17 protein-coding genes are annotated in these 24,490 nt (G+C 71.9%); 3 read left to right on the top strand and 14 right to left on the bottom strand.

The window, feature by feature from the left end; all coding sequences use genetic code 11:
* Nucleotides 1-54: 54 nt before the first annotated feature.
* The 5 genes from AB0K28_RS05540 to AB0K28_RS05520 are packed head-to-tail and all read right to left on the bottom strand — an operon-like array spanning nt 55 to nt 6,238.
* Complete coding sequence (locus AB0K28_RS05540) at nt 55-1,635, bottom strand: acyl-CoA synthetase (RefSeq protein ID WP_364365461.1); 1,581 nt, start codon at nt 1,633-1,635, stop codon at nt 55-57.
* The gene (locus AB0K28_RS05535) at nt 1,635-2,780 is read right to left on the bottom strand and encodes a thiolase domain-containing protein (protein ID WP_364365458.1); all 1,146 of its coding nucleotides are present in this window, start codon (nt 2,778-2,780) and stop codon (nt 1,635-1,637) included. The genes AB0K28_RS05540 and AB0K28_RS05535 overlap by 1 nt, the downstream gene beginning before the upstream one ends.
* Nucleotides 2,777-3,805 carry a lipid-transfer protein gene (locus tag AB0K28_RS05530; protein WP_364365455.1) on the bottom strand — a complete coding sequence of 343 codons (1,029 nt, stop codon included), beginning with the start codon at nt 3,803-3,805 and terminating at the stop codon, nt 2,777-2,779. Before AB0K28_RS05530 ends, AB0K28_RS05535 begins: the two co-directional genes overlap by 4 nt.
* Nucleotides 3,802-4,701, bottom strand: coding sequence for an OB-fold domain-containing protein (locus AB0K28_RS05525; RefSeq protein WP_364365452.1), 900 nt, complete (start codon nt 4,699-4,701; stop codon nt 3,802-3,804). The genes AB0K28_RS05530 and AB0K28_RS05525 overlap by 4 nt, the downstream gene beginning before the upstream one ends.
* Nucleotides 4,691-6,238 carry an acyl-CoA synthetase gene (locus AB0K28_RS05520; protein WP_364365449.1) on the bottom strand — a complete coding sequence of 516 codons (1,548 nt, stop codon included), beginning with the start codon at nt 6,236-6,238 and terminating at the stop codon, nt 4,691-4,693. Before AB0K28_RS05520 ends, AB0K28_RS05525 begins: the two co-directional genes overlap by 11 nt.
* Nucleotides 6,239-6,354: 116 nt before the next feature.
* Here AB0K28_RS05520 and AB0K28_RS05515 point away from each other — a divergent pair, with 116 nt between their 5' ends.
* Nucleotides 6,355-7,164 (top strand): crotonase/enoyl-CoA hydratase family protein, encoded by an 810-nt coding sequence (locus tag AB0K28_RS05515; RefSeq protein WP_364365446.1) that lies wholly within the window; start codon nt 6,355-6,357, stop codon nt 7,162-7,164.
* Nucleotides 7,165-7,534: 370 nt separating this feature from the next.
* Here AB0K28_RS05515 and AB0K28_RS05510 read toward each other — a convergent pair whose 3' ends face one another.
* On the bottom strand, nt 7,535-8,641 hold the full coding sequence (locus AB0K28_RS05510; RefSeq protein WP_364365443.1) for a nitronate monooxygenase family protein: 1,107 nt from the start codon (nt 8,639-8,641) through the stop codon (nt 7,535-7,537).
* 162 nt (nt 8,642-8,803) lie between these two features.
* Nucleotides 8,804-9,721: a DUF3068 domain-containing protein gene (locus AB0K28_RS05505; RefSeq protein ID WP_364365440.1), complete on the bottom strand. Its 918-nt coding sequence runs from the start codon at nt 9,719-9,721 to the stop codon at nt 8,804-8,806.
* Between the two features lie 166 nt (nt 9,722-9,887).
* Between AB0K28_RS05505 and AB0K28_RS05500 the strand changes: the two genes are divergently transcribed.
* A complete protein-coding gene (locus AB0K28_RS05500; protein WP_345396766.1) occupies nt 9,888-11,033 on the top strand; it encodes an acyltransferase in 1,146 nt (381 codons plus the stop codon).
* On the opposite strand, the gene AB0K28_RS05495 is transcribed toward AB0K28_RS05500, so the two are convergent.
* The 5 genes from AB0K28_RS05495 to AB0K28_RS05475 form a co-directional block, all read right to left on the bottom strand.
* The gene (locus tag AB0K28_RS05495; protein ID WP_364365437.1) at nt 10,960-15,126 is read right to left on the bottom strand and encodes an alpha-(1->3)-arabinofuranosyltransferase family protein; all 4,167 of its coding nucleotides are present in this window, start codon (nt 15,124-15,126) and stop codon (nt 10,960-10,962) included. The two genes, AB0K28_RS05500 and AB0K28_RS05495, sit on opposite strands and share 74 nt — an antisense overlap.
* Nucleotides 15,123-16,301 (bottom strand): glycosyltransferase family 4 protein, encoded by a 1,179-nt coding sequence (locus tag AB0K28_RS05490; RefSeq protein ID WP_364365434.1) that lies wholly within the window; start codon nt 16,299-16,301, stop codon nt 15,123-15,125. Before AB0K28_RS05490 ends, AB0K28_RS05495 begins: the two co-directional genes overlap by 4 nt.
* Nucleotides 16,298-17,101 carry a glycosyltransferase gene (locus AB0K28_RS05485; RefSeq protein ID WP_364365431.1) on the bottom strand — a complete coding sequence of 268 codons (804 nt, stop codon included), beginning with the start codon at nt 17,099-17,101 and terminating at the stop codon, nt 16,298-16,300. The genes AB0K28_RS05490 and AB0K28_RS05485 overlap by 4 nt, the downstream gene beginning before the upstream one ends.
* An 11-nt stretch (nt 17,102-17,112) precedes the next feature.
* On the bottom strand, nt 17,113-17,247 hold the full coding sequence (locus tag AB0K28_RS05480; protein ID WP_281394582.1) for a hypothetical protein: 135 nt from the start codon (nt 17,245-17,247) through the stop codon (nt 17,113-17,115).
* A 121-nt stretch (nt 17,248-17,368) separates the two neighbouring features.
* The gene (locus AB0K28_RS05475; RefSeq protein WP_364365428.1) at nt 17,369-18,904 is read right to left on the bottom strand and encodes a hypothetical protein; all 1,536 of its coding nucleotides are present in this window, start codon (nt 18,902-18,904) and stop codon (nt 17,369-17,371) included.
* 82 nt (nt 18,905-18,986) lie between these two features.
* Between AB0K28_RS05475 and AB0K28_RS05470 the strand changes: the two genes are divergently transcribed.
* On the top strand, nt 18,987-20,801 hold the full coding sequence (locus tag AB0K28_RS05470) for a hypothetical protein (RefSeq protein WP_364365425.1): 1,815 nt from the start codon (nt 18,987-18,989) through the stop codon (nt 20,799-20,801).
* A gap of 16 nt (nt 20,802-20,817) precedes the next feature.
* Here AB0K28_RS05470 and AB0K28_RS05465 read toward each other — a convergent pair whose 3' ends face one another.
* Both AB0K28_RS05465 and AB0K28_RS05460 read right to left on the bottom strand, forming a co-directional pair.
* Nucleotides 20,818-22,995: an acyl-CoA dehydrogenase gene (locus AB0K28_RS05465; RefSeq protein ID WP_364365422.1), complete on the bottom strand. Its 2,178-nt coding sequence runs from the start codon at nt 22,993-22,995 to the stop codon at nt 20,818-20,820.
* 68 nt (nt 22,996-23,063) lie between these two features.
* Nucleotides 23,064-23,936: a hypothetical protein gene (locus AB0K28_RS05460; protein ID WP_364365419.1), complete on the bottom strand. Its 873-nt coding sequence runs from the start codon at nt 23,934-23,936 to the stop codon at nt 23,064-23,066.
* Nucleotides 23,937-24,490: the final 554 nt, after the last annotated feature.

Raw genomic sequence — 24,490 nt, 5'->3', positions numbered from 1 at the left:
TCGCGCCGCCTGAGCCAGGCCGAGCGCCCCCGGACCCAGCTCAGGCGAAGGTTTTCAGGCGTTTTCTGCGGTTTCCCGAGCCCACCGATAGTCGGCCTTACCGGCCGGAGAGCGGACCATTTCGTCCACGAACGCGTACGTCCGAGGCACCTTGTACCCCGACAGCAGCGTCCGGCAGTGCGCGTCCAGCTCCTCAGGCGTCACCGGCACCCCGGGCCGCGGCTCGATGACGGCGGCCACGCGGTTGCCCCAGCGCTCGTCCGGCACCCCGGTAACCACCGCGTCGAACACGCCGGGATGCCCCTTGAGCACCGCCTCCACCTCCTCGGGGAACACCTTCTCGCCGCCGGTGTTGATGCACTGGGAGCCGCGCCCGAAGACGTTCACCGTGCCGTCCTTCTCGACGGTGGCGAGGTCGCCGGTGAGCAGCCACCGGGTGCCGTCGTCGGAGGTGACGAACGTGCGCGCGGTCTTGTCGGGGTCGTTGTAGTAGCCGAACGCCACCCAGCCCGACCGCGCGACGGTGCCGAGCTGCCCTGAGCCGGGCTCGACGGGCCGGTTCTCCTCGTCGAGGACGGCCAGCCTGACGACGGAGTTGGGCTGGTAGCGCAGGCCCTTCTCGGGTGAGGAGCCGGCCACGCCGGAGGCGGTGTAGCCGGACTCGGTGGAGCCGAAGTTGTCGAGGATCATGACGTTCGGCAGCAGTTCCTGGAGGCGGTCGCGGACGGCGCCGGACAGGATCGCCCCGGTCGAGCTGATCACGAACAGCGAGGAGACGTCGTACGAGCCGGTCGCCAGCTCATCGGTGAGCGGCCTGGCCATGGCGTCGCCGGTGATGTTCACGGTGGTGACGCGCTCCCGCTCGATCGTCCGCAGGACATCGGCGGCGTCGAACTTGCGGACGTACACCATGGTCGAGCCCATCCAGAACGCGATGAATGTGGCCATCTGCGCGGCCCCGTGCATGAGCGGCGGCGCGGCCATCATCACCATCGGGTTGGCCTTGACCGCCTCGTCGATGACCTCCTGCGGCGTGGCGCGCGGCTCGCCGTACGGGTTGCCGCCGCCGAACCCCATGAACAGGTCCTCGACGTGCCACATCGCGCCCTTCGGGAAGCCGGTGGTGCCGCCGGTGTAGATGATGTAGAGGTCCTGGCCGGAGCGGGCGGGGAAGCCGCGGTCCGGCCGGCCGCGCTCCAGAGCGGCGCCGTACGTCACGGCCCCGCCGATCGAGGGCGGCCCGCCCACGGCGATGAGGTGGTCGAGCAGCGGCGCCTGCCCGGCGACAGCGGCGACCCGGGGCTCGAACTCGACGTCGTAGACCAGCGCCCGCAGGTCGGCGTCGCGGTAGAGGTAGAGCAGCTCGGCCTCGACGTAGCGGTAGTTGACGTTGATCGGCACGGCGCGGATCTTGAGCGCGGCGAGCAGCCCGGCGACGTACTCGACGCCGTTGCAGAGGTGCAGGCCGACGTGCTGTCCCGGCTGGATGCCGAGGTCCATGAGGTAGTGGGCGAGCCGGTTGGCCTCGGCCTCGAGCTCGGCGTACGTGCGCCGCTCAGCGCCGCAGACGATGGCCGTGCGCTCCCCGATCGTGTCCGCGAGCCCCTCGAACAGGTCAGCGTGGTTGAACTCCATCAGGGTCTCTCCCGTCCGACGATCCACATCGCGAAGAACTGGGCTCCCCCGCCGTAGGCGTGGCCGAGCGCCGTGCGGGCGCCGTCCACCTGGTGTTCGCCGGCCATGCCGCGCACCTGCAGCGCCGCCTCGGCGAACCTGATGAGTCCCGACGCCCCGATGGGGTTGCTGGACAGCACCCCGCCCGAGGCGTTCCACGGGATGTCGCCGTCGAGTGCGGTGGCGCCCGACTCGGTGAGCTTCCAGCCCTCGCCCTCAGCGGCGAAGCCGAGGTTCTCCAGCCACATGGGCTCGTACCAGGAGAACGGCACGTAGACCTCGGCCACGTCGATCTCCCTGCGCGGGTCGGTGATGCCGGCCTGGCGGTAGACGTCTGCGGCGCAGTCCTTGCCGGCCTGCGGGCTGACGGTGTCGCGCCCGGCGCGGAAGATCGGCTCGGAGCGCATGGCGGTGCCGTGCACCCAGGCGGGCGTGCCGGTGACGGCCGATTCCGAGGCCAGCACGAGCGCGCAGGCGCCGTCGCTGGAGGGGCAGGTCTCCAGGTAGCGGATGGGCTCCCAGAGCATGGGCGTCGACTCGACCATCTTCTGGTCGATGCCGGGGATCTTGAGGTGCGCGTACGGGTTCTTCAGCGCGTTCAGCCGGTCCTTGACCGCGACGAGCGTGCCGATGTGCCCGGGTGCGCCGGTTCTGCGCATGTACTCGCGGATGTGCGGCGCGAAGTAGCCGCCCGCGCCGACCACGAGGGACGAGCTGAAGGGCAGGTGGGTGGACAGGGCCCAGGTGGCGTTCGACTCCGACTGCTTCTCGAAGGCGACGACGAGCACCCGGTCGTGCACGCCGCCCTGGACGAGCGAGGCGCCGACGATGGCGGTGGAGCCGCCGACGCTGCCCGCGGTGTGCACCCGCATCAGCGGCTTGCCGGCCGCGCCGAGCGCGTCGGCGAGGTACACCTCCGGCATCATCACGCCCTCGAACAGGTCGGGCGCCTTGCCGACGACCACGGCGTCGATGTCCTTGAACGTCAGCCCGGCGTCGTCGAGCGCCCGCTGCGCCGCCTCGCGGACGAGCCCGGCGAGCGAGACGTCGCGCCGCTTGGTCGTGTAGCGGGTCTGGCCGACGCCGATGACCGCGCACCTGTTCATCGGGCCTCCAGGACGGTCACGAGGTTCTGTTGCAGGCAGGGGCCGGCGGCGGCGTGCGCGACGGTGCGGCGGGCGGCGCCGTCGTGGATGCGCCGCGCGGCCTCGCCGATGCGGATGAGGCCGGTGGCCATGACGGGGTTGGCGGCGAGCGGCCCGCCCGAGGGGTTGATGAGGGTGTCGTTGCCGAGCTCCAGTGCCTCGCGCAGGATGACCTCCTCGTGCGGGAACTGGGCGTGCAGCTCGGCCACCTCGACCGGGCCCTTGGCGACCCCGGCGGCACGGGCGGCGTCGGCCGCCGAGCCTGATCGCGCGAGGTCGCGCAGGCCGAGGTAGTGGGGCTCGATGCGGTGGGCGATGCCCGTGATGTAGGCAGGGCTGGGGCACAGCTGCCTGGCCAGGTCGCCGGCGGCGAGCACGACGGCCGCCGCGCCGTCGGTGACGGGCGGCACGTCGATCTTCCTGAGCGGCCGCACGGCGTGGTCCTCGCCGCCCGGCTCTGGCTCGGGCAGATCCAGCGCGTACGGGTTGCCGCGCCCGTCCGCCCTGCTCCGCCGGACGATCTCGTCCAGCTCCCCGGGGTCGGCACCGACGGCGGCGGCCTGGAGCGCGGCGTAGGAGAGCTGGTCGAGGCCGAGCGGAGCCAGGTAGTAGGGGTCGAGCTGCAGGGTCATGATCGTGCGCAGGTCGCCGAGCGACGACTTGCCGAAGCCGTAGACCAGCGCCGAGTCGACGTCGCCGTGCTGGAGGCGGACCCACGCCTCGTACAGGGCCCAGGCGCCGTCCATCTCGACGTGGCTCTCGGAGATCGGCGGCCAGGCGGCGAGCGCGTCGAGCGCCGACACGAACGAGAACGGCGCTCCCGCGAGGTAGTCGCAGCTGCCCGAGCAGGTGAAGCCGAACCTGGTGAGCCCGGTGCGCTCCTTGATCTCGTTGATGACCGGGGTGATCAGCTCGGGCTCGCTCAGGCCGGTGTCGTGATCGGTGTGCCGCGTCTGGGCGAACGCGACGATGGCCACATCTCTCATGACAGCTCCACATCGGGCTCACCGGTGGGGGCGAACCAGCGGATGTTCGCCATGGACGCCGTGCGCTCGCTCTCGGGCACCCAGACCGCCCTGACCCGCATGCCCTGGCGTACCTCGTGGGCGGGCACGTCGCCGACCAGCGCGATCATGGGGATGTCGGTGCCGTCGAGCAGGATGTACGCCGACACGAACGGCACCTGCGGGGCCCGGGGGTCGGGCAGGTTGTTGATGGCGAACGTGGTGATCGTCCCGGTGTCGGGCACTTCGAAGGTGTCCGGGAGGGCGCTGCCGCATTCGGGGCACGCCGCCCGGTACGGCACGTACACCTTGGCGCAGCGCTCGCAGCGCCCGCCGAGGAGGACGCCGCGCTCGACCCCTTCGAGGAAGACCCGCAGCGCGCCGCCGGCCTGGAGGCGGTATTCGGCGCGCACGTCGGAGACGATCTGGGTGACCTCGGGGACGAAGTGCGACAGGTCGGTGATGTGGCCCTTGGGCTGCTCGCGCCAGACCGGCCAGACCCGCATGCCCTGCCGCAGCGCCTTGGGGTTGCCGGGGTCGAGGGCGTGCACGAGGTCGGTGTCGGCGCCGTCGAGGCGGATCAGCGCCCAGGCGAAGGGGCGGTCGAGCGGGTGTCCAGGGAGCGGCTCGTCCACCCAGGCCCACGTGGTGACCGTGCCGGCCGGGCCGACCTCGACGTACTCGCCGGTGACGGCTTCGCCGGTGGCGGGGTCGTACTCGAGGGGCGGCACCAGGACGCGGCCCTCCGCCGTACGCACGCCGACCAGGCGGCGGGCGCGTAACTCGCTGAGGAACCGGCCGATCACCGGCCCCGTCGTACGCGTGTAGCCGCCGGGGAACTCCAGGACGTGCTGCGCGACCAGCGGATCAGATGGCACGGTCGTGTCCCTCCCAGTACGGGGCGCGGAGCTTGCGTTTGAGCAGCTTGCCGTTGGGCTCGCGGGGCATCTCGGCGATGAAGTCGATGCTCTTGGGCCACTTCATCCTGGCCAGGCGGCCCTCCAGCGAGGCCAGCAGCTCGGCCGCCAGCTCGGGGCCCGGCTCGGTGTCCTGCGCGGGCTCGACGACGGCCTTGATCTGCTCACCCCACTCCTCATCGGGGATGCCGAACACGGCCACGTCGGCCACCTTGGGGTGGACCATGAGCTCGTTCTCGATCTCGGCCGGGTAGATGTTGGCCCCGCCTGAAATGATCATGTCGGCTTTGCGGTCGCACAGGTAGAGGAAGCCGTCCTCGTCCAGGTAACCGATGTCGCCGACGGTGAAGTGGTCTTTGAGGCGGTTCGCGGCGGTCTTGTCGGGGTCGCCTTTGTACTCGAACGTGGCGCCCATCATCTTCATGTAGATCGTGCCGGGGGTGCCGGTGGGCACCGGTTCGCCCTGGTCGTCCACGATGAGCAGCTCGCTGATCGGCCAGGCCTTGCCGACCGTGCCGGGGTGGGCCTTCCAGTCCTCGGGCGTGGCGATGGTGCCGCCGCCCTCGGTGGCCGCGTAGTACTCGTACACGCAGTCGCCCCACCAGTCGAGCATCGCCCACTTCACCGGTACGGGACAGGGCGCGGCGGCGTGGATCATCCAGCGCAGTGAGGACAGGTCGTACGCGGTGCGCGTCTTGTCCGGCAGCGCCAGCAGCCGCTTGAAGTGGGTGGGCACCAGGTGCGAGTTGGTGACGCGATGCCGCTCGCACAGCCGCAGCATCTCCTCGGCGTCCCACTTGTCCATGTAGACGAGCGTGTGCCCCATGTGCAGGGCGGAGCCGCCGAACTGGGTCACCGCCGTGTGGTAGCTCGGCGAGGTGACCAGGTGCGCGTTCGGCCGGCCCGGCGTCATGCCGAACAACGTGAGAAGGAACGTCATCAGCTCGGCAGCGTCGTCCGGATCCATCCCGCTGAGCGGCCTTCTGACGCCTTTAGGCTTGCCGGTGGTGCCCGAGGTGTAGTGCATGGTGGCGCCGGCGGTGCGGCCTTCCGGCGCGGTGTCCGGCTGCCCGCCGGTCAGCTCGCTCATCGGACAGAACCCGCCGGCCTCGCCCTCTGTCAGGAACCGCCGCTCGGGCGCGATGGCCTCGGCGCCGCGAATGCCCTCGGCGAGGAAGCGCGGGTGCACGAAGAACGCCTTGGCCTCGCTGTCGGAGACGATGTACGCGATCTCCGGCCCGGTCAGGTGCCAGTTGACCGGCGTGTAGTACCAGCCCGCCTGCAGCGCCGCCAGATAGAGGACGAGGCCGTCGGCGCCGTTGGGCACCAGGCCGCAGATGCCGTCGCCCGGCTGCAGACCGAGCGCGCGCAGCCCGTGCACGAGGCGGTTGGAGCGGGCGAGGAGGTCGCCCGCGCGGTGCTGGGTGCCGTCGGGGTCCACGGCCGCGACCCACTCGGGATCCGCCTGCGCGAGCCTCCAGAAACCGAGCGTGCCCATCTGATCTCCTCAGCTGTGGGCGGGCAAAACAGGAACCTGTTCTCGTTTGCTGGTGGGAGCGTATCCTGGGCCAAAGTTCGTAGCAAGCGCTTGATCTAGCGACTTCGGAGGCACCCGTGGAGCTCCTGCCGATCAGCACGCCGCACTGCCGGATCGAACGCGACGGGCACGTCCTGACCGTCACCATGAACCGGCCGGAGGCCCGCAACGCGCTCTCCTCCGACATGCTGATCGGCCTGGCGTCGGCGTGGGCGTACGCCTCCGAGGAGCCCGGCATCCGGGTGGCGATCCTGACCGGCGCCGAGGGCACGTTCTGCGCCGGCGCCGACCTCAAGGCCATGGGACAACCCTCCACCGACCCGGACGTCCAGGCCAGGGCCGCCCAGATCCCGAACTTCCACTGGAAGGGCCTGCTCCGCGAGGACCTGCCGACCAAGCCCATCATCTGCGCGGTCGAGGGCTACGCCGTCGCCGGAGGCACCGAACTCCTGGTGGGCACCGACCTGCGCGTGGTCGCCGAGTCCGCCACCCTGGGCCTCTTCGAGGCCAAGCGCGCCCTGTTCCCGATGGGCGGCAGCGCCGTCCGCCTCCCCCGCCAGATCCCGTACTGCCACGCCATGGACCTCCTGCTGACCGGCCGCGCCGTCACGGCCGCGGAGGCTCTGTCGATGGGCCTGGTGAACCGCGTGGTCCCGGACGGCCAGGCACTGGCGGTGGCCCGCGAACTGGCGGACGACGTGGCAAGCTCGGGCCCCCTGGCCGTCCAAGCCATCCTCCGCACCTACCGCGACACGCTGGGCCTCCCGGAGCAGGACGCCCTGAAGGTCTCGGACGAGCTGGGCTGGCCGGTCATCGGCTCGGAGGACGCCAAGGAAGGCACCCGCGCCTTCCGCGAAAAACGCCCCGCCTTCTACCAGGGCCGCTGACGCTCTTACATCGACCTCGCGAAGATCTCGCCCGAGGCCCTTCCGAAGCAGCCGGAACTCACCGCCATCACGCTCGCCGAGTTGCACCAAGGCGTGACCATGGCCAAGGACGAAGCGTCCCGGGCCGCCCGCATGGAAAACTCGGCATCGCCGCCGTCGATTTCGAGCCGCTTCCCTTCGACTCCAAGGCCGCGGCCCGTTATGGCAGCCTGGTCGCCCTCACACTCGCAGCCAAGCGGGATCCCAGGCCGCGGCGCATGGGCCTCATGATCGCGGCGATCGCCTCCAGCCGGGGACTCCCGCTTTACACCCGCAAAACGGACGATTTCGTGGGACTTGAGAGCATGGTCACCGTCGTGCCGGTGTGAGGTCAGTCGGAGGTGAGGCGTTGGAGGCGGTCCAGTGCTTCGGCGTACTCCGAGACCAGGTCGAAGACGACGTCCTTGGCGGGCTTGACCTGGTTCATGACGCCGATGATCTGGCCGGCGGGGAAGGTGGCCAGTTCGGCGGCGTCCGAGCGGCCGATGCGGCGCAGAGCGTCTGAGACGAGCATGAACTGCAACGGCATCGGAAGCGTGCCCGGCGACTCCTCCGACTCCCATGCCTCGGTCCACTCGTTCTTGAGCAGGCGGGCGGGCTTGCCGGTCCAGCTGCGGGAGCGGACGGTGTCGCGGGAGGTGGCGGCGAGGATGCGGCGCCGGGCCATCTCCGGAGTGTCGGCCTCCTCGACCGTGAGCCAGATCGAGCCCGTCCAGACGCCCTCGGCCCCGAGCGCCATCCCAGCGGCCATCTGACGGCCGTTGCCGATGCCGCCCGCCGCCAGCACCGGTACGTCCACCGCGTCCACGACCTGCGGGATGAGAACCATGGTGGAGATCTCGCCGGTGTGCCCGCCGGCCTCGGTGCCCTGGGCGACCACCACGTCCACCCCGACCTCGACCTGCTTGAGCGCGTGGCGCGGGGTGGAGGCGAGGGCGGCGACCTTGACGCCGTGGGCGTGGGCGAGCTCGACCACGTCGGCGGGCGGCGGCCCGAGCGCGTTGGCCAGGAGCGCGATGGGGTGACGCAGGGCGACCTCGACCTGGGGGCGGGCGGTGGCGTCGGTCCAGCCGAGCAGCACCCGGCCAGGGTCGGCGTCCGAGGACAGGGGCGGCACGCCGTGCTTGGCCAGGAGGCCCTCGACGAACGCCCGATGCCCGTCGGGGATCATGGTCTGGAGCCGGCCGACCAGCTCCTCCGGCGCGAAGTCGGCCCCCTCGTACGAGGCCGGCATGACGACGTCCACCCCGTACGGCCGGCCGTCCACGTGGTCGTCGATCCACTTGAGCTCCATCTCGAGCTCTTCCGGGGTGAAGTAGAGCGCGCCGAGCACGCCCATGCCGCCGGCCTTGCTGACGGCGGCGACCACATCCCGGCAGTGGCTGAACGCGAAGATCGGGAGCTCGATTCCGAACATGTCCGTGACGCGTGTCCGCATGGCCCGACAATACGTCTGGAAAGCGGCGAACTGCAACGCGTTCTAGGCTAGAACCTTTCGTCTGGTACCGGCGAGTAACCTACATATATAACCGGTTCCAGTCAGGGTGTCAGGTCAAAAGAAAAGGGGCCCGTTCAAGCGAACGGGCCCTTGATGGAGAGGTCACTCGGCCGGGGCGCGGCGTCCCACGATGACGCCGGCCACGACGAGCACGACGCCGATCACGAGCAGCACGAGCGGGATGGTGTTCCGCAGCAGGTTGATCATGTTCTTACCGTCCTGGGCGCCCTTGACCAGGTCGTCGACCGTCTTCTCGGTCATCTTCGCGGTCGCGATGAAGGCCGCCGAGCGCTCGACGCCGTCCTGCGTCTTCAGCACCTCGTGCCGCTGCACCTCCTGCCGGACCGGCGACCCGGTGACCGGCTCGATCCAGAACGTCGTCTTGCCGTCGTACCAGCGGTCGACCTGCACGTCACCGGTGGTGCCCGTGATGCCGAGCACGTTGGCGGGCGCGCTGCGGGTCTCGGTCTTGGTCGGGGGCACGGTCTGCTCGAAGACGTAGACCGGCAGGCCGTTGACCTTGTCCTCGCGGACGAACGTGGCGTCGAACGCCTTCTGCGCGGTGGCGTTGAACACCTTGTACGTCTTCTTCTCCACGTCGAAGGGGAACTTGTAGACCTGCCCCTCCAGCGTGACCGGTGCCTTCTCGACGCTGGACCCGCAGCAGTTGAGCGCCACCCCGGTGTAGCGGTCGAAGGCGCTGCGCCGCTCGGAGATGTCGATCTGGGGCCGCTTGTTGGTCACGTCGTTGACGACCGTGGCCTCGTCCCAGACCACCCGGTCACTGGTGGCCTCCTTCACATCACCGCGGGTGGTGACGATGATGTCGAGGTCACCGGTGAGCACCTTGAGGTCCTGCAGCGAGAAGTACTGGGCGTTCTTGGCCTCCAGCCGCGAGATGCCGAACTGGTCGGCCGGCGCGGAGATGATCTGGTCCGCCGCCCAGAATCTCAGCAGCGGAGCCAGCGCGATGAAGAAAGCCCCGAACCCGATGAGGACGAGCGTTGAGATGCGACCCATCGAGGCCTCCGCATTGTAGAACATGTTGTCGTTCGGTGCGATCGTCGAGCATCAAAGTATGACAGGGGGTGACGCCCGTCAGCGGCGGGCAAACCACCGCAACCAAATCGATAGAAACAGGTTCTATCGTGGTTGCCGCAATCGGCGACGGGACATTGGAGCAGCGATGAAGGGCAGGGACGCGGCACTCGACGGCATCCGCGCGGTGGCCGCGCTCGGCGTCTGGCTGCTGCACGTCGGGAGCAACACCGGCGTGATGTACCGCGACGGCATGCTCCACTGGCTGATGAGCCGCCTGGGCATCGCGGTCCCCATCTTCTTCCTCCTGTCGGGCCTGCTCCTCTACCGCCCGTGGGCGCGCGCGATGATCGAGGATACGCCACGACCCCGGCCGCTCGGCTACCTGTGGCGCCGGGTGCTGCGCGTCATGCCCGTCTACTGGCTGGTGAGCGCGCTCGCCCTGTGGGCGTGGGCGTCGTACGACTGGACCGGCTGGCTGAAGTGGATGCTGCTCGCGCAGAACTTCTTCCCCGCCGACCCGACGCCCGACGGCCTCTACCAGATGTGGACGCTGCCCATCGAGATGTCCTTCTACGTGCTGCTCCCCGTGCTGGGCTGGGCGCTGCACCGGTGGGCGCGCGGCGGCAACCGTCCGGTGCGCCTGCTCGCCGGCATCGCGGTGCTGCCGCTCATCTCGGTGGTCACCGTGGTCGTCGCCCGGCTGTCCGGGCAGCCCGACCTGGCCCTGCTGCTGCCGTACCACCTGGCGTTCTTCGGCTGCGGCATGGCGATGGCGGTGCTGTCGGTGTGGATCGGGCACAGCCGCGTGATCGACTCGCTGGCCCCGCAGCTGCTGGTGCTGGCCGGCTTGCTGTACGCGCTGCTCAGCACCGACCTGGCCGGCCCGCGCACGCTCGTGCTGCCCACCCTGGGGCAGTCGCTGTGGCGGCTCAGCCTGGAGACGGCGGTCGCGGTGCTGCTGGTGGCGCCGTTCGCGCTGGCCTCCAGGCCCGGCTCGCTGCGCAACCGGGTGCTCGGCAACCCCGTCGCGAGCTACCTGGGCCGCATCTCCTACAGCTTCTTCCTCTGGCACGCGCCGGTGATCACGCTGCAGCTCAAGCTGACCGGCGCGCAGCCGTTCCAGGCCGACTTCACCAGCGTCGCGGTGATCTCGTTCATCGTGACGATGCTGCTCAGCGTCGGCAGCTACCACCTGATCGAGGTGAGCGCGCTCAAGCTCAGCCGACACCGGTCAGCACCTGCCTCGCCGCCGGCAGCTCGCGCGGCGCTGCCGGCCGCGCCGGCTCCGTGACGAGCTGGCCGAACAGCACGCCGACCGCCGCGCATGACGCGAGCTGCGGCACGTGGTCCATAAGCGGGTCCATCAGCACCTCCACGTCGATCCCGTAGTCCCGCAGCGTCATGCCGGCGGCCAGGGACAGCGCCGCCACGCAGAACGCGCCGGCCGCCGCCCAATGCGCGGGCCACCGCCTGGCCCGCAGCAGCAGGGTCACCAGCACCGCGCCGAGCACCGCCAGCATGCCGGGCCAGCTCGCCGTCCAGCCGCCGAACGCCAGCGCCGCCACCACCACGAGCGGCGCACGCGGCCGCGACAGCCGGGCGGCCGAGGCGGGGGCGGTCTCGCGTACGTGCTCGGGCCGCGGCCCCCGCAGCACCAGGGCGGCCAGCGCCAGCAGCGCGATCCCGGCCAGCCCCAGCAGGAGCGCGAGCCGGTAGAGCCGGTCGGGCAGGTAGTCGAGCCGTACGGTGCCCGAGGTGCCGGCGGGCAGCTCCCACGCCTGCTTCCAGCCGTCGATCCTGACCGGTTTGAGCGTCTCGCCACCGATGCTGGCCCGCCAGCCGGCGTTGAAGTTCTCGTTGACGACGAGGAAGGCGTCCTTGGGCGCGCTGACGGCGACCTCGCGCTGCGACGGCGTCCACGTGCTCGGCACGGCCGACCCCTCCACGCCGGCGGGCCGCTCGGGCAGCGCCCCGACCACCAGCGCGTCGATCGCGTACGGGTCCCAGCCCGCCACCCGCACCCGGTTGTCCCCGGCGGCGAGCGGCGCCCTCGTGCAGCCCGTGATCCGCACCGGCCGCTGTTCGAGCAGGTCGGCGTGGGTGCCGGTGACCCGGGTGGGGACGCTGCGGCCGTTCACCTCGATGGTCGGGCCGAACCCGCACGCCAGCCGCAGCGGCACGTCGGCGGGCCGCCCCACCGGGTCCACGCCGGGGATGACCAGCTCGGTCACCTGCAGCCGCTGGGAGAAGGGGGTGAAGCGGAGCTTGAGCCGGCTCGTCTTCATCGCCTTGAACGTCAGGAGGCCGTGCTCGTCCACCCGCCCGCCGCGCACGGCCCCGCCGTCGCCGGTGACGATCACGTCGAGCGGCGCCTGATCGCCGCCTGGGCGGCCGATCTGGACGCGGGAGATCGTCTTCCTGCCCTTCCACGCCACGGTGAGCGTGGGCTCCTTGTCGTCGGCGTCGGGGATCCAGGTCGTGCTGTCGTCGGCGTCGAACGCCGATCTGGGCGCGACCACGGCGTCATCGCTGAGCTGGGACGAGCCGGTCACCGTGGTCAGGTCCGCACGGATGCGGGTGTAGCGGTCGATCAGCTCAGAGTCCCGCAGGACCGCCGTTCCGCGCACGGTCACGCTCGAAGCCGCATCGGCGCGGAAGGTCCGGTCGAAACCGGTCTCCTCGCTCTGCTCGGCCAGCGCGACCTCGTTGCAGACCCAGCGCTGCGGGTTGCGCATGCAGGCGGGCCGCTCGTCGAGGCCGCGGTCCATGACGTACGCGTCGCCGCCCTGGCCGGGCAGCCGGATCGTGCGACCGGCCGTGACGCCGGGGATCGACAGCTCGACCACGCCGATGCGCTGGCCGTACGTCCACGTCTCCGACGCCGTGCCGGCCACCTTGAGCCGCACCCAGCTCGTCGGCCCGTCCGGCACGCGCAGCCGCTGCGGGTCCGTCGTACGGGCGACGTCCTGCACCAGGCTGCCCGACTCGGTCTCCACCGCCACCCGCGAGACCGCCTGGCCGAGCAGCAGGTCGGGCGCGAACATGACGTTCACGTACGGGATGCGCATCCGTCCCCGCAGGTCAACCCGCAGCCACTCGCCCTGCGAGGTTTTGGTGCCATCGCTCTCCCAGCCGGTCTTCGTGTTGCCGTCCATGGCCGCGTACGGGCCGCGTCCCGCGCTGCTGATCCCGGCCGGCGCGTACGGGTCCGCGACCGAGGAGGAGGCGCTGATGCCGGCGATGCCGTCGTACTCGGCGACCGCGGCCTCGTCGAGCCAGCCCTTCTCCAGCAGGTCCAGCGCCCTGACCCCGTCGAAGTCGCGTTTCTTGTCGGCCGTGAGGGTCGGTGACCAGTTCGTCCGCAACTCGCCGAACGAGCGCTCGCGCAGCCGCAGCGCGTCGCTGACCACGGAGGGCGCCTCGCGGGTGCCCGCGTCGCCGTTGACCAGCACCGGCTCGTCGCCCAGCAGGCCGAGGTCGCCCATCGCGAGCAGCGAGTCGGGCCCGCCGCGCACGGCCAGCGCGTCGGCCGCCGGGCGCACGGTGACCAGGCCGGCGACGTCCGGCACCTCGTACAGGTCGAGCGCGGGGAAGGCGGGGTCGAGCGCGTTGACCGCGTCGTCGGTCTCCCTGTCGCCGACCGGCTCGCCGAACGAGCGCACCTTCGTGATGCCCGGCGACTCGCGCAGCGCCTCGTAGACGCGCGACGGCCAGGCGCCCTGGAGGTTCTGGCGGATGAGATCGTTCCTGACGAGCAGGTAGCGCACGCCGAGCCGCCGCAGCACGGCGGTCACGCCCGCTGAGCCGTGGCCGGAGGTCAGGCGCTGGTCGATGGCGTCGAGCAGCCGGGTCAGTCCGACCGAGCCGGGCGGCTCGATCTTCCTGGTGGTCCAGCGGGCCGTGGTCAGCGCCTGGAGCGGCTCGTCCATCGGGCGGCCCCAGACGTACTCGCCGAACTTGGCGCCCGGCACGAGCAGCACGCCGTCGTCGCCCGCGTTCGTGTCCAGCCAGGCGGCGGCCTCGCGCCAGTGGGCGGGCACGTCCTCGAAGTCGCCGGGGGCGGCCAGGCCCTGGTTGAAGACGGGCACGACGAGCGCTGCGCAGGCGGCGACGGCCACCGTACGGACCGGCATCCTGGCCTTGACCAGCAGGTGCGCCAGGCCGAGGGCGAGCGCGAGCCGGACCAGCGGGTCGAACTTGCGCAGGTTGCGCAGCGGCGCGAGCGGCCCGTCGAGCAGCCAGCGCACCGGCTCGGCGGTGACCGGCTCCAGCGCGCCCGCGTGCCCGGCGACCAGCGCCACCACGCCGACCACGAAAACCGCCACCAGGAACCCCCTGGCCGGCAGGTCGCGGCGGGCCAGCCCGGCGAGCCCGAGCGCCGCGATCACGCCCGTGACGACGACCATCGAGGCCGCGGTCGCGATCCTGAACCCCGGCGGCTGCTCCAGGACGCCGTTCAGCGGCAGGTAACGCACCCAGTCGGAGGCGCCGCGCAGCACGTTCGTGAGCGAGGTGACGGCCGTCGTGGTCCCCGCGGTCTCGGTGTACGGCAGGAACGAGAACGCGTACCGGCCGACCAGCAGCAGCGGCAGCGACCAGAACAGGGTGGCCACCGCCACCGCGCCCGACCACCAGCCGAGCAGCCGCCAGCGCGGCACGGGACGCGGCCTGGTGAGGATGTAGAGCACGGGCGCGACCAGCACGGCCAGCACCGCGACCGCGTTGACGCCGCCGCACAGCGCCACCGCCAGCGCCGACCTGATGGCGCCGCGCGCCCGCTGGCCGGTCTCCGACGCGGTGAGCAGCGGCAGCAGGATCCACGGCAGCATCGCGGCGGGCAGCCACTCGACGGAGATCTCGCCGATGATCGACAGCGTGCGCGGAGCCAGCGCGTACGCCAGCGCCCCCGCGATCCTGGTGCCCGGCGAGCCGATGCCGAGCCACCCCGCCAGCCGTTCGACGCCGAGGAAGGCCACGCACATGAGCAGCGTCAGCCAGAGCCGCTGCGTCACCCACGGCTCGACGCCGGCCAGCTCGCCCAGCGCGAAGAACGGCCCCATCGGGAAGATGTAGCCGGCCACCTGGTTCTGGAGCTGGCCGAAGTGCTGCAGGTCCCACAGGTGGGCGGCGCGCTCCAGCCAGCCGACCGGGTTGAGCGCGAGGTCCATCTTGGTGTCGGAGATGAGGTGGCCCGGCCGGGTGGTGAAGGCGAGCAGGCCGAAGCCGAAGCAGCACAGCAGCAGCCACAGGCGGCGCCGCGCGGCCTCCCCGACCGGCCGCCCCGCCCCGGTCCGCCGCCCGGCCACCAGCTTGTCGGTGGGCAGCCGGGTGGGCAGCAGCGTCCTCATCCGCCCGGTCGCGGGCGGCCTGGCGGCCGGGGTCATGGCCGCTCCCAGCCGGAGCCGGGCTCGCCACCGCGCCTCTCGCGCGGGGCGCCACCGCCGGCGCCGGGGCCACCGCTCAGCCCGCCGAAGGCGGGGTCGGCGCCGGGGTCGTCGCCGCGCAGGAGGGCGGTGAGGCGGTCGGCGGTGCGGTCCCAGGAGAAGCGGTCAGACCATTCCCGACATTTCACGGCATAAGTGTGGTCCAGCTCGTCGAGTGCGGCGGCGATCCCCTTGGCCAGCCCGGTCCCCTCGGGCAGCAGCCACCCGGTCTCACCAGGCCGTACGGCATCGCGCAACCCGTCCACGTCGAACGCCACGGTCGGCACGCCCAGCGCGGCGGCCTCCAGCACGCTCAGCCCCCAGCCCTCCCCCTGGGAGGCGCTGACGTGCAGCCACGCCCGCGCGACCAGCCGCGCCTTGTCGTCCTCGGGCAGGTAGCCGTGCAGCGTGACGCCCTCGGGCAGCCGGGCCCGCAGAGCGTCCTCCTCAGGTCCCCTGCCGATGACGTCCACGACCAGACCGGGCCGATGCGAGCGCAACTCGGCGACGGCGTCCAGCAGCAGGGGCACCCGCTTGTGGGCGACCAGCCGCCCGAGGCAGACCACCCGCGGCTCAGGGCTCTTCGCGACCGGCCCGGGTCGAGCGACACTGACCCCGTTCGGGATGACGTGCACCGGCCCGCGCCACCCGAGCCGCTCGCGCATGGCGAGCGCGGTGGACGGCGAGACGGCGACGCTCGCGTGCCGCCGGTAGCTCCACCGCGACACCGGCCCCTCCAGGAACCGCCCGAACGCCGCCAGCCACCCCGGCATGTGCACCCCGAACTGCCGGTCGTGCACGTGGTGCACCACGCACACCACCCGCGTCCGCCGCCGCACCGCCCAGGGGGTGAAGAACGGGATGCCGTTCTGGCAGTCGAGCACCGCGTCGAAGTGCCCCCTGCGCAGCAGCAGCCAGGCCAGCACCAGCGGATAGACGGTGAAGACCCCGCCCATCCGCACGAAGGACACGCCTTCCACCCGCTCGCGGCGGCGCTGCCCTGGAGCGCGCGCGGTGACGTACCACACCTGATGGCCGGCCCGCGCGAAACGGCGGGCCGACTCCCAGGCGAAGGTCTCGGCGCCACCCGCCTGGGGATGCCAGGGGTCACGCCAGTTGACGACGGCGATCTTCACGGATATCCGACGGGGTCGAGCGGCGGCTCCCACGCCGGCCGGGCGGCGGAGCCGGGTTTCGTGCGCAGCCGCAGCCAGATCCGGCCCAGCTCCAGCACGATGCCGAAGGTGTGCCGGGCCGGGGAGAAGCGGGACCCCGGCATGTCGCGCCAGCGTACGGGGATCTCCCTGACCCGGCCGCCCGCCTCGACGCAGCGCGCGAGCAGTTCGACGTCGAAGGCGAAGCCGGGCGTGCGCAGCAGGCCGGCGGTCTCGCGGGCGAGCACGCCGTCGAAGAACTTGAACCCGCACTGGGTGTCGCTGACGCCGCGCACGAGCGCGCCGGCCAGTGCGCGGAAGCCGTACGCGCCCAGCTCGCGGATCCGGCTGTGCCGGTTCTCCACGCGCGAGTCGCGGTGCGCCCGCGAGCCGATCACCACGCGCTCGCCGGACAGCAGCAGCCCGAGCGCATGGTCGATGGCGTCGAGGTCGGTGGCCATGTCGGCGTCGCAGAAGCCGACGAAGGGCGCGGTGGTGCCGAGCAGCCCGGCCCGGACGGCGGCGCCCTTACCGGGGGTCGCGCACCGGACGAGCCGGACGGGAACGGGGCCGCGCGGCCAGTCCGAGACGATCTCGGCCGTCCGGTCGGTGCTGGCGTTGTCCACGACGATGACGGAGGTGGGGAACGGCATGCGGGCAAGCTTCGCGCACAGCTGCAGGAGCCCCCCGGGTAGTCGTCCTTCCTCGTTGTACGCGGGAATGACGATCTCGAGCAGTGGTCGCCGGCTCGCCCCCTCGCCCCCAAGCGGAGAGGGTGCCATGGCGCTTGGGGTTACCGGTCGCCGTAGTTGTAGAGCGGCTGGTTGACCGGCGTGGCCGTGGCGCCGGTGAAGGAGACCGTGGTGACCGTGGCCACGAGTGCCGCCACGGCGACGCCGATGATCGCTGCTAAGAGGATCTTGATCACGGGGGTTCCTCCTGAAGCGGGCGGGTGGTGCGGGCGTCCCCAAACTTAGAACCAATTCTTGCTACTGGGAAGTAGCTAGGCGAAACTCTAACAAAGCCATTGACGAGGGTACCGATCGAGGTCAGCGGGCCGCCACCTGGCCGTCGAACCGATACAAGCGCAGGTCACCGGTATCGACCAGGACCTTCGCGCTCCGTAGCCACACGTCGAAACGATGGCGCTCCCCAACTGTCCCCGCGTCGACTATCACGTAGCGAAATCCTGCTGCGCGGAGGTCCGGCGAAGGTCCTACTAGTACGCGTTCTACCTCCTGGGCACGGGGATCCTCGCTGCCGACGACCAGGCCGCCGACCCGTACGGCGTCGTTGGTCACCACCCGCCGCCCCGCCACCGCGAAGAAGCGCTGGGCCGGGTCGAGCACCGCCCGGTGCCCGTTCCACGGGAAGCGCCGGTACGACTCGAACGGCAGCACCAGCACCTCGCCCGGCTCCGGGTCCCGCCTGATCACCTCGCGCGCGGCCGTCCAGCCGTCGGGATAGCGCACGGCGTCCAGCCGCCCGAGCGCGCCCCACGCGAGGGTCGGCAGCACCGCGACCGGCACCAGCACCAGCGCGCCCACCCACGCCTTGCGGCCCGCCACGTGCTCGGTCAGCAGCCCCAGCCCGAGCGCCGCCACGAGGGCCAGCGGCGCCACGTACTGCTGGGCGTCCCTGAACACCCCGAACCCGCCCCACACGCCGATCAGCCACTCGAACGCCGCCCGCCCTGGCCCGCTCACCCCCACCGACGCCACCGCCAGCCCGACGGCGGCGGCCCCGGCCAGCCCCCACTTGTCCGGCAACCGGCTGCGCAGGAACGCGACCACCCCCACCAGCGTCAGCACCAGCCTGGCCACCGCGCCGACGAGGCTCTCGTAGCCGGGCGGCACCGCGTACGCGTTCCAGATCCCGCCCAGCGACAGCAGGCTGCCCACCGCGCCGAACGGCGTGTCCGCCCTGGCCGCGAACGCCGCGACCCCCACCGGGTCACCCTCGATCCCGTACGGCCGCAGCGCCGTCACCACCAGCCACGGCAGGCTGAACAGCGCCAGCACCACGGCCACCTTGGCGACCACTCGCGGGCGCGGCACGGCGGCGGGCAGCGCGGTGATCGCCGTCACCGTCATCGCCGCGAACCCGCCCACGGCGGCGGGCAGCATCGCCAGGGCGAGCCGCCGCCCCGACCACACCGCCCGCACCACCCAGGGCAGCCCTGCGTACCCGAGCAGCAGCGCCCACTGCCCGATGAGCAGCCGCTCGGCGACGTACGGGTTCCACACGTAGAAGGCCCCCGCCACCAGGCGCGGCCCGAGCGAGTCCGACGGCACCAGCAGCGCCGTCCCCGAGCAGCCGAGCACGAAGATCCCGAGCAGGATCGCCTTCTGCACCAGCTCGGCCGGCAGCACCTGCGCCAGCGCGGTCACCACGGCGTCGCTCGGCACCACCCGCGCCGCCCCGCCCGCCAGCCCGAACGTGAAGCGCGAGAACTCCGGCTCAGGCACGAACACCATGTCCTGGACCAGCACGAACCCCCAGCCCAGCGCCGGGCCGAGCGCCACGCAGCCGAGCACCAGCCCGAGCAGGGCGGCGGAAAGCCCGGCACGGGCGGGGTGAGACATCCCGCTATGACATCACAACCGGGACACGATCATTCCTTCGCGGCCGGTCCCGTGATTACGCTGCGCCCGGGGGAGGACGGGGATGACGACCATGTGGCAGCGGTTGCGCGAGCGCGACGCCGTGCTGACCGCCGGCCTGGTGATGGTCGCCGTGCAGCTCGTGTGGAAGTACGAGCTGGTCAGGCGGACGTTCTTCCGCCAGGACGACTTCCACTACATCATGCGCGGCCAGGAGAGCGGCCTCACCTGGGACTACCTGATGTGGGTGGACGTCGGCCACCTGCTGCCCGGCGGCTTCGGCATCTCGTGGGCGATGGCCAGGCTCGGCGGCTACAACGAGCTGCTCGCCCACGCCACCACGATGACGCTGCAGGCCGGGGCGAGCCTGGCGATGCTGCGGCTCCTCTGGGTGCTGTTCGGTCCGCGGCCGGCGATCCTCGTGCCGCTCGGGCTCTACCTGATCACGCCGATGACCGTGCCGTCGCTGTCGTGGTGGGCGGCGGTGCTGGAGACGCTGCCGCTGCAGCTCGCGCTGCCGATGGCGCTGGCCTCCCACGTGCTCTACGTGCGTCATGGGCGTGCCCGGCATCTGCTGGCGGCGTGCGCGTGGACGGTGTTCGGGCTGCTGTTCTTCGTCAAGGCCGCGTTCATCCCCGTGCTGATGCTGGTGGTGACCGTCTTCTGGCTGGCGCCGCGCGGATGGTGGCGGCTGTGGCGGGCCTGGGTGCCGTACGCGGTGATCCTCTCCGCGTACGCGGCCGTCTTCTTCACCGGCCTCTACGGCTCCGTGCAGCTCAACGACGCCACCCAGACGCCCGAGCTGCCCGATGCGGGGACGGCGGCCGAGTTCGCGTGGGTGCTCGGCGTCCGCGCGCTGGTGCCGTCGGCGCTGGGCGGGCCCTGGCAGTGGCGGCCGATCGGCGACGACTACGCGATGGCGGCCACGCCGGAGCCGCTCGTCTGGGCCGGGTCGGCGGTCGCCGCGATCGTGGTGGCGGTGTCGCTGCGGCATCGGCGGCGGGCCTGGGCCGCCTGGCTGACGCTGCTCTTCTACTTCCTGCTGGCCGACGTGGTGCCGGTGCTGCTCGGCCGGATCGAGGTGCTCGGGCCCAGCGTGCTCGGCCACGAGCTGCGCTACCTCGCCGCGACCGCCACCGTCATGGCGCTCGCCGCCGGGCTCGCCTTCATCCCGCTCGACGGCGAGGAACGTCCCTGGTCACGGCCCCTGCCCCGGTGGCGGCTCGGCTGGGTGCCGCTGGCCGCCGTCGTCGCCGCCGGCTCGGTCTGGTCCGTCGCCGCGTACGCCGACCGGCCGCTCGGCCGGACCGTGCGCGACTACGTGCGGACGGCCGAGCGGGCGCTGTCCCAGGTGCCCTCGGGGACGGTGGTGCTGGACACGTACGTGCCGCCCGAGGTCGCCGCGCCCGTCTTCTTCCACGAGTACGCCCGGCACTCCAAGCTCCTCGGCGTGCCCCGCCCGTGGCCGGTCACCTGGGTCGACGCGCTGAACGGGCCGCTGCGCGAGCCGCTGACCTTCGACGCGCGCGGTCGGCTGCGGCCGGTCACCGTGCGCGGGCTGCGGGTGCCGCAGCGCACGTGCGTACCGGTCGGGGCCGATGAGGTGCGCTTCCGGCTGCCCGCGCCGCTGCCCGGCGGCGTCCACACCGCCCAGATCTCCTACCTGAACGCCGCCCCGACCACCCTCGCGGTCCGGCTCGGCGGCCCGGGCCACGCGCAGGCCGCCGCCGGCAAGGACCTGGGCACGACGTACGCCCAGGTCCACGGCCAGGGAGCCGACCTGTTCCTGCGCTCGCTCGGCCCCGACGCCTGCGTGGGCGAGATCAGGATCGGCCGCCCCGCCCCCGACGAGGACGGCCCGGCCATCCCCCTGGGTTGACCGGGCGTCTCTCCCACTACTTGCCGGGCTCGGGGTCCCTCGGCAGGCCCAGCATGCGCTCGCCGATGATGTTGAGCTGCACCTCCGTGGTGCCGCCGTAGATCGTCATGGCGCGGGTCGCGAGCACCGCCCTGTTCCAGTAGCCGGCGTCGCCCAGCTTCATGTCCGCGGCGACCACGGCGGACGTCCCGAGCAGCTCGACCGCCGTCTCCGACACGTGCTGCGCATGCGAGGTGGACAGCAGCTTCCGTACGGAGGCGTCCGCGCCCGGCTCGCTGCCGGCCAGCTGCTTGAGCGTCACCCGCAGCGACAGCGCGTTGATCGAGTGGCCCTCGCAGACCACCTCGGCCACCCGCTGCTTCTCGGCCGGCGTCAGCTCCCTGCCCAGCCGCCCGGCCAGGCCCAGCAGGTCGGGCACCGACGCGCCCGTGCCGCCCGAGCCGGACGACAGCGACACGCGCTCGTTGGACAGCGTGTTGCGCGCCACCTTCCAGCCCTGGCCCACCTCGCCCACGACCAGGTCGTCCGGCACGAACACGTCGTCGAGGAACACCTCGTTGAACAGGTTCTCGCCGGTCATCTCCGTCAGCGGCCTGACCGTCACGCCCGGCGCCTTCATGTCCACCAGGAAGTACGTGATGCCCTCGTGCTTGGAGCCCTCGCTGGAGTTGCGGGCGATGCAGATGCCCCACTCGGCGACGTGCGCGACCGACGTCCAGATCTTCTGGCCGTTGAGCTTCCAGCCGCCCTCGACCTTCTCCGCCTTCATCTGCAGCGAGGCCAGGTCGGAGCCCGCGCCCGGCTCGGAGAACAGCTGGCACCAGATCATCTCGCCGCTGAGCGTCTTGGGCAGGAAGCGCTGCTGCTGCTCAGGCGTCCCGTACGCGACGATGGACGGCACCACCCAGGCACCGATGATCATGTTGGGCAGACGTACCTTGGCGGCCTTGAGCTCCTGCGCGAGCAGCACCTGCTCCAGCGGCTTGGCGCCGCGGCCCCACGGCTTCGGCAGGTGCGACATCACGAAGCCGCGCTCGGCCAGCGCCCGCTTCTGCTCCTTGCCCTCCAGCCCGGCGATCTCCGCGATCTCGGCCCGGATCGACTCGCGCAGCTCCTCCGCGCCCTCCGGCAGGTCGATCTCCATCTCCCGCGACACGCCCGCCAGCGCCAGCTCCGCCACCGTGCCCGCCCACTCGGCCGACGAGCCGAGCAGGGCGCGCAGGGTGAGCGCGCGGCGGTAGTAGAGGTGCACGTCGTGCTCGAAGGTGTAGCCGATGCCGCCGAACGTCTGGACGGCGTCCTTCGCGCACCGCACGGCCGCGTCGGGGGCCATCACCCCGGCGACGGCGGCGGCGAACTCCAGCTCCTTGCCCTCGGCGCGGGTGGCGTCCCAGACCGTGGCGCGCGCCTGCTCCAGCGCGACCAGCATGCGCGACAGCTTGTGCTTGATGCCCTGGAACTGGCCGATCGGGCGGCCGAACTGGACGCGTACCTTGGCGTACTCGGAGGCGGCCGTGACGCACCACGACGCCAGGCCCGCCGCCTCGGCCCCCAGCAGGATCGCCGCGATGCCGCGCACGTCGGAGCGCTGCACGCCGCCCAGGATGCCCGACGCGGGCACCCTGACGCCGTCCAGCTCGACCTTGGCGGCCGGCCTGGTGAGGTCGAGCGACTTCAGCTCGGTGACGGTGGCCGACGCGGCCTCGACCAGCACCCACTCCTCGCCGTCGTCGGTGGTGACGGGCAGCACGAGCGAGTCGGCCAGCGAGCCGCCCAGCACGGGCTCGGCGGTGCCGGAGACGACCAGCGAGCCGTCCTCCGTGCGCGTGCCGGTCAGATTGCCGGTCAGTGCGACGGCGGCGGTCAGGGTGCCGTCGGCGTACTGCTCCAGGTGCTCGGGGCGCTTCGAGGCACCGATGACCGCGCTGGCCAGCACGGTCGGGACGTACGGGCCCGGCGCCATCCGCTCGGCCAGCGCCTCGATCGCGACGGCCGCCTCCAGCAGGCCGTAGCCGGAGCCGCCGTGCTCCTCGGGCACGTGCAGGCCGAGCAGCCCCTGCTCGGCGAGGCCCGCCCAGAACGGCGGACGCCCCTCGCTGCCCGCGCGCAGCAGCTCCGAGGGGATGTTCCGCTCGGCCCAGCCGCTCACCGACTCGCGGAGCGCCTCGTGCTCCTCGCTCAAACCGATCGCCATTACTCATCCTCCAGCCAGGTCCGAGTCATGCCCAGAACCATATTCTAGAGGATGCTTCTGCCTCTCGGTCAGAGTGGACGAACCTGCTCCGCGAGCGTGTTCAGATCGCGCCAGCGGGCCTTGTTCGCCTCCGGGATCGACGCCATCAGCATCGCCGGCTTCGTCTTGCCCACCTCGACCACCGTCACCATCGCCTGCGCCACCTGCTTCTTGCCGCCCGACGTGAACGTCACCTTGTAGCCCAGCGTCCAGCCCTTGCCCACCGGGATCTTCTTCGACGCCGTCCACTCGTCCAGCGTCGCGCCCTTCGGATACTGGGTGCGGATCGTCCAGCGGGCCGCCTGCGTCGCGATCGCCCGGTAGTCGGCGTTCGACGACGGCTTCTTCTCCGGCGCGTCACCCGGGAGCATCGCCGAGGCGACCACCGTGTGCGGCACCGCGACCTTGCCGATGCGCTGGGCGATCGAGAACGGCGAGAACGACTTCGCCGCCCACGGCGCGGCCAGCCTCGGGTAGCTGATGCCCGACTTCTTGTCGGTGATCGTCCCCGTGACCGCGGACGCCGTGCCGGGGAACGCGGCGTACTTCTTGCTCGCCGGGACGGGCGGCAACACGATCGGCGTCTCGGTCGCCGTCGGGCTCGCGGACGCGGACGGCGTCGGCGTCGTAGGCACCGGCGCCACCTGCACGACCTGCTCCTGCTCCCGGTTCGGCACATCCCCGGAGAACACCACGAACACCAGCAGAACAGCCAGAACCGTCGCGAGAATGGCCCCGAACAGGTAGATCACCTTGATCGGAATATCCCCGAGCCCGCGCCGCTTGGGCGGCGGGGGCACCAACGCCCGCACCCCCGGCTGCCCGAACCGCTGCTCCTGCCCACCAACGGCCGCGCCCCCCGGCCCCGCAGGCGGCACGGGATTGGGCCCTGAGCCCGGCATCGGCCCCGCATAAGGACCCGGCGGCGGCACCGGATTTGCTCCCGAATGCGGCCCAGGTCCGATGTGAAGAGCCGCCCCCTGCGGCGGGACGGAATTGCCCCCCGAGTGCGGCTGAGACCCGGAATACGGCCCAGCCCCGGGCGGCGGCACAGGATTCGGCCCCGACGCGGGCGGCGGCACGAGATTCGGCCCTGACTGCGGCCCGGGCCCTGCATAGGGCCCCACCCCCGGCGGCGGACCCGCATGGAGCCCCGACTGCGGCCCCGCCCCAGGCAGCGGAACCGGATGGGCCCCTGACTGGGGCCCAGACCCCGGCGGCGGCCCCGGATAGGGCCCCGAGCGCGGCCCAGACCCGACATTCGGCCCAGCACCCGGCGGCACTGGATGAGACCCGACACCCGGCGGCACCGGATTCGGCCCGACACCCGGCGGCACGGGGGTAGGTCCGGCACCGGGCGGCACCGGATTCGGCCCCGAGCCCGGCCTAGGCGGCGCATAAGGCGGCACACCCTGCACCGGCTTGGCATCGGGCTTGGTGATGGGCGCAACCTTCC

The sequence above is a fragment of the Nonomuraea sp. NPDC049504 genome (genome assembly GCF_040676845.1).
Taxonomy (GTDB): Bacteria; Actinomycetota; Actinomycetes; order Streptosporangiales; family Streptosporangiaceae; genus Nonomuraea; species Nonomuraea salmonea.
The sequence above is the reverse complement of the archived record's forward strand: the minus strand, read 5'-3'. Positions and strand labels throughout refer to the sequence as shown.

What these genes read in the sequence shown, in the direction of transcription:
- AB0K28_RS05475 (WP_364365428.1), bottom strand. Translation starts at nt 18,904, where the DNA reads ATGTCTCACCCCGCCCGTGCCGGGCTTTCCGCCGCCCTGCTCGGGCTG.
- AB0K28_RS05460 (WP_364365419.1), bottom strand. Translation starts at nt 23,936, where the DNA reads ATGCCGGGCTCAGGGCCCAATCCCGTGCCGCCTGCGGGGCCGGGGGGC.
- AB0K28_RS05510 (WP_364365443.1), bottom strand. Translation starts at nt 8,641, where the DNA reads ATGCGGACACGCGTCACGGACATGTTCGGAATCGAGCTCCCGATCTTC.
- AB0K28_RS05470 (WP_364365425.1), top strand. Translation starts at nt 18,987, where the DNA reads ATGACGACCATGTGGCAGCGGTTGCGCGAGCGCGACGCCGTGCTGACC.
- AB0K28_RS05540 (WP_364365461.1), bottom strand. Translation starts at nt 1,635, where the DNA reads ATGGAGTTCAACCACGCTGACCTGTTCGAGGGGCTCGCGGACACGATC.
- AB0K28_RS05530 (WP_364365455.1), bottom strand. Translation starts at nt 3,805, where the DNA reads ATGAGAGATGTGGCCATCGTCGCGTTCGCCCAGACGCGGCACACCGAT.
- AB0K28_RS05500 (WP_345396766.1), top strand. Translation starts at nt 9,888, where the DNA reads ATGAAGGGCAGGGACGCGGCACTCGACGGCATCCGCGCGGTGGCCGCG.
- AB0K28_RS05465 (WP_364365422.1), bottom strand. Translation starts at nt 22,995, where the DNA reads ATGGCGATCGGTTTGAGCGAGGAGCACGAGGCGCTCCGCGAGTCGGTG.
- AB0K28_RS05520 (WP_364365449.1), bottom strand. Translation starts at nt 6,238, where the DNA reads ATGGGCACGCTCGGTTTCTGGAGGCTCGCGCAGGCGGATCCCGAGTGG.
- AB0K28_RS05485 (WP_364365431.1), bottom strand. Translation starts at nt 17,101, where the DNA reads ATGGCACCCTCTCCGCTTGGGGGCGAGGGGGCGAGCCGGCGACCACTG.
- AB0K28_RS05495 (WP_364365437.1), bottom strand. Translation starts at nt 15,126, where the DNA reads ATGACCCCGGCCGCCAGGCCGCCCGCGACCGGGCGGATGAGGACGCTG.
- AB0K28_RS05535 (WP_364365458.1), bottom strand. Translation starts at nt 2,780, where the DNA reads ATGAACAGGTGCGCGGTCATCGGCGTCGGCCAGACCCGCTACACGACC.
- AB0K28_RS05505 (WP_364365440.1), bottom strand. Translation starts at nt 9,721, where the DNA reads ATGGGTCGCATCTCAACGCTCGTCCTCATCGGGTTCGGGGCTTTCTTC.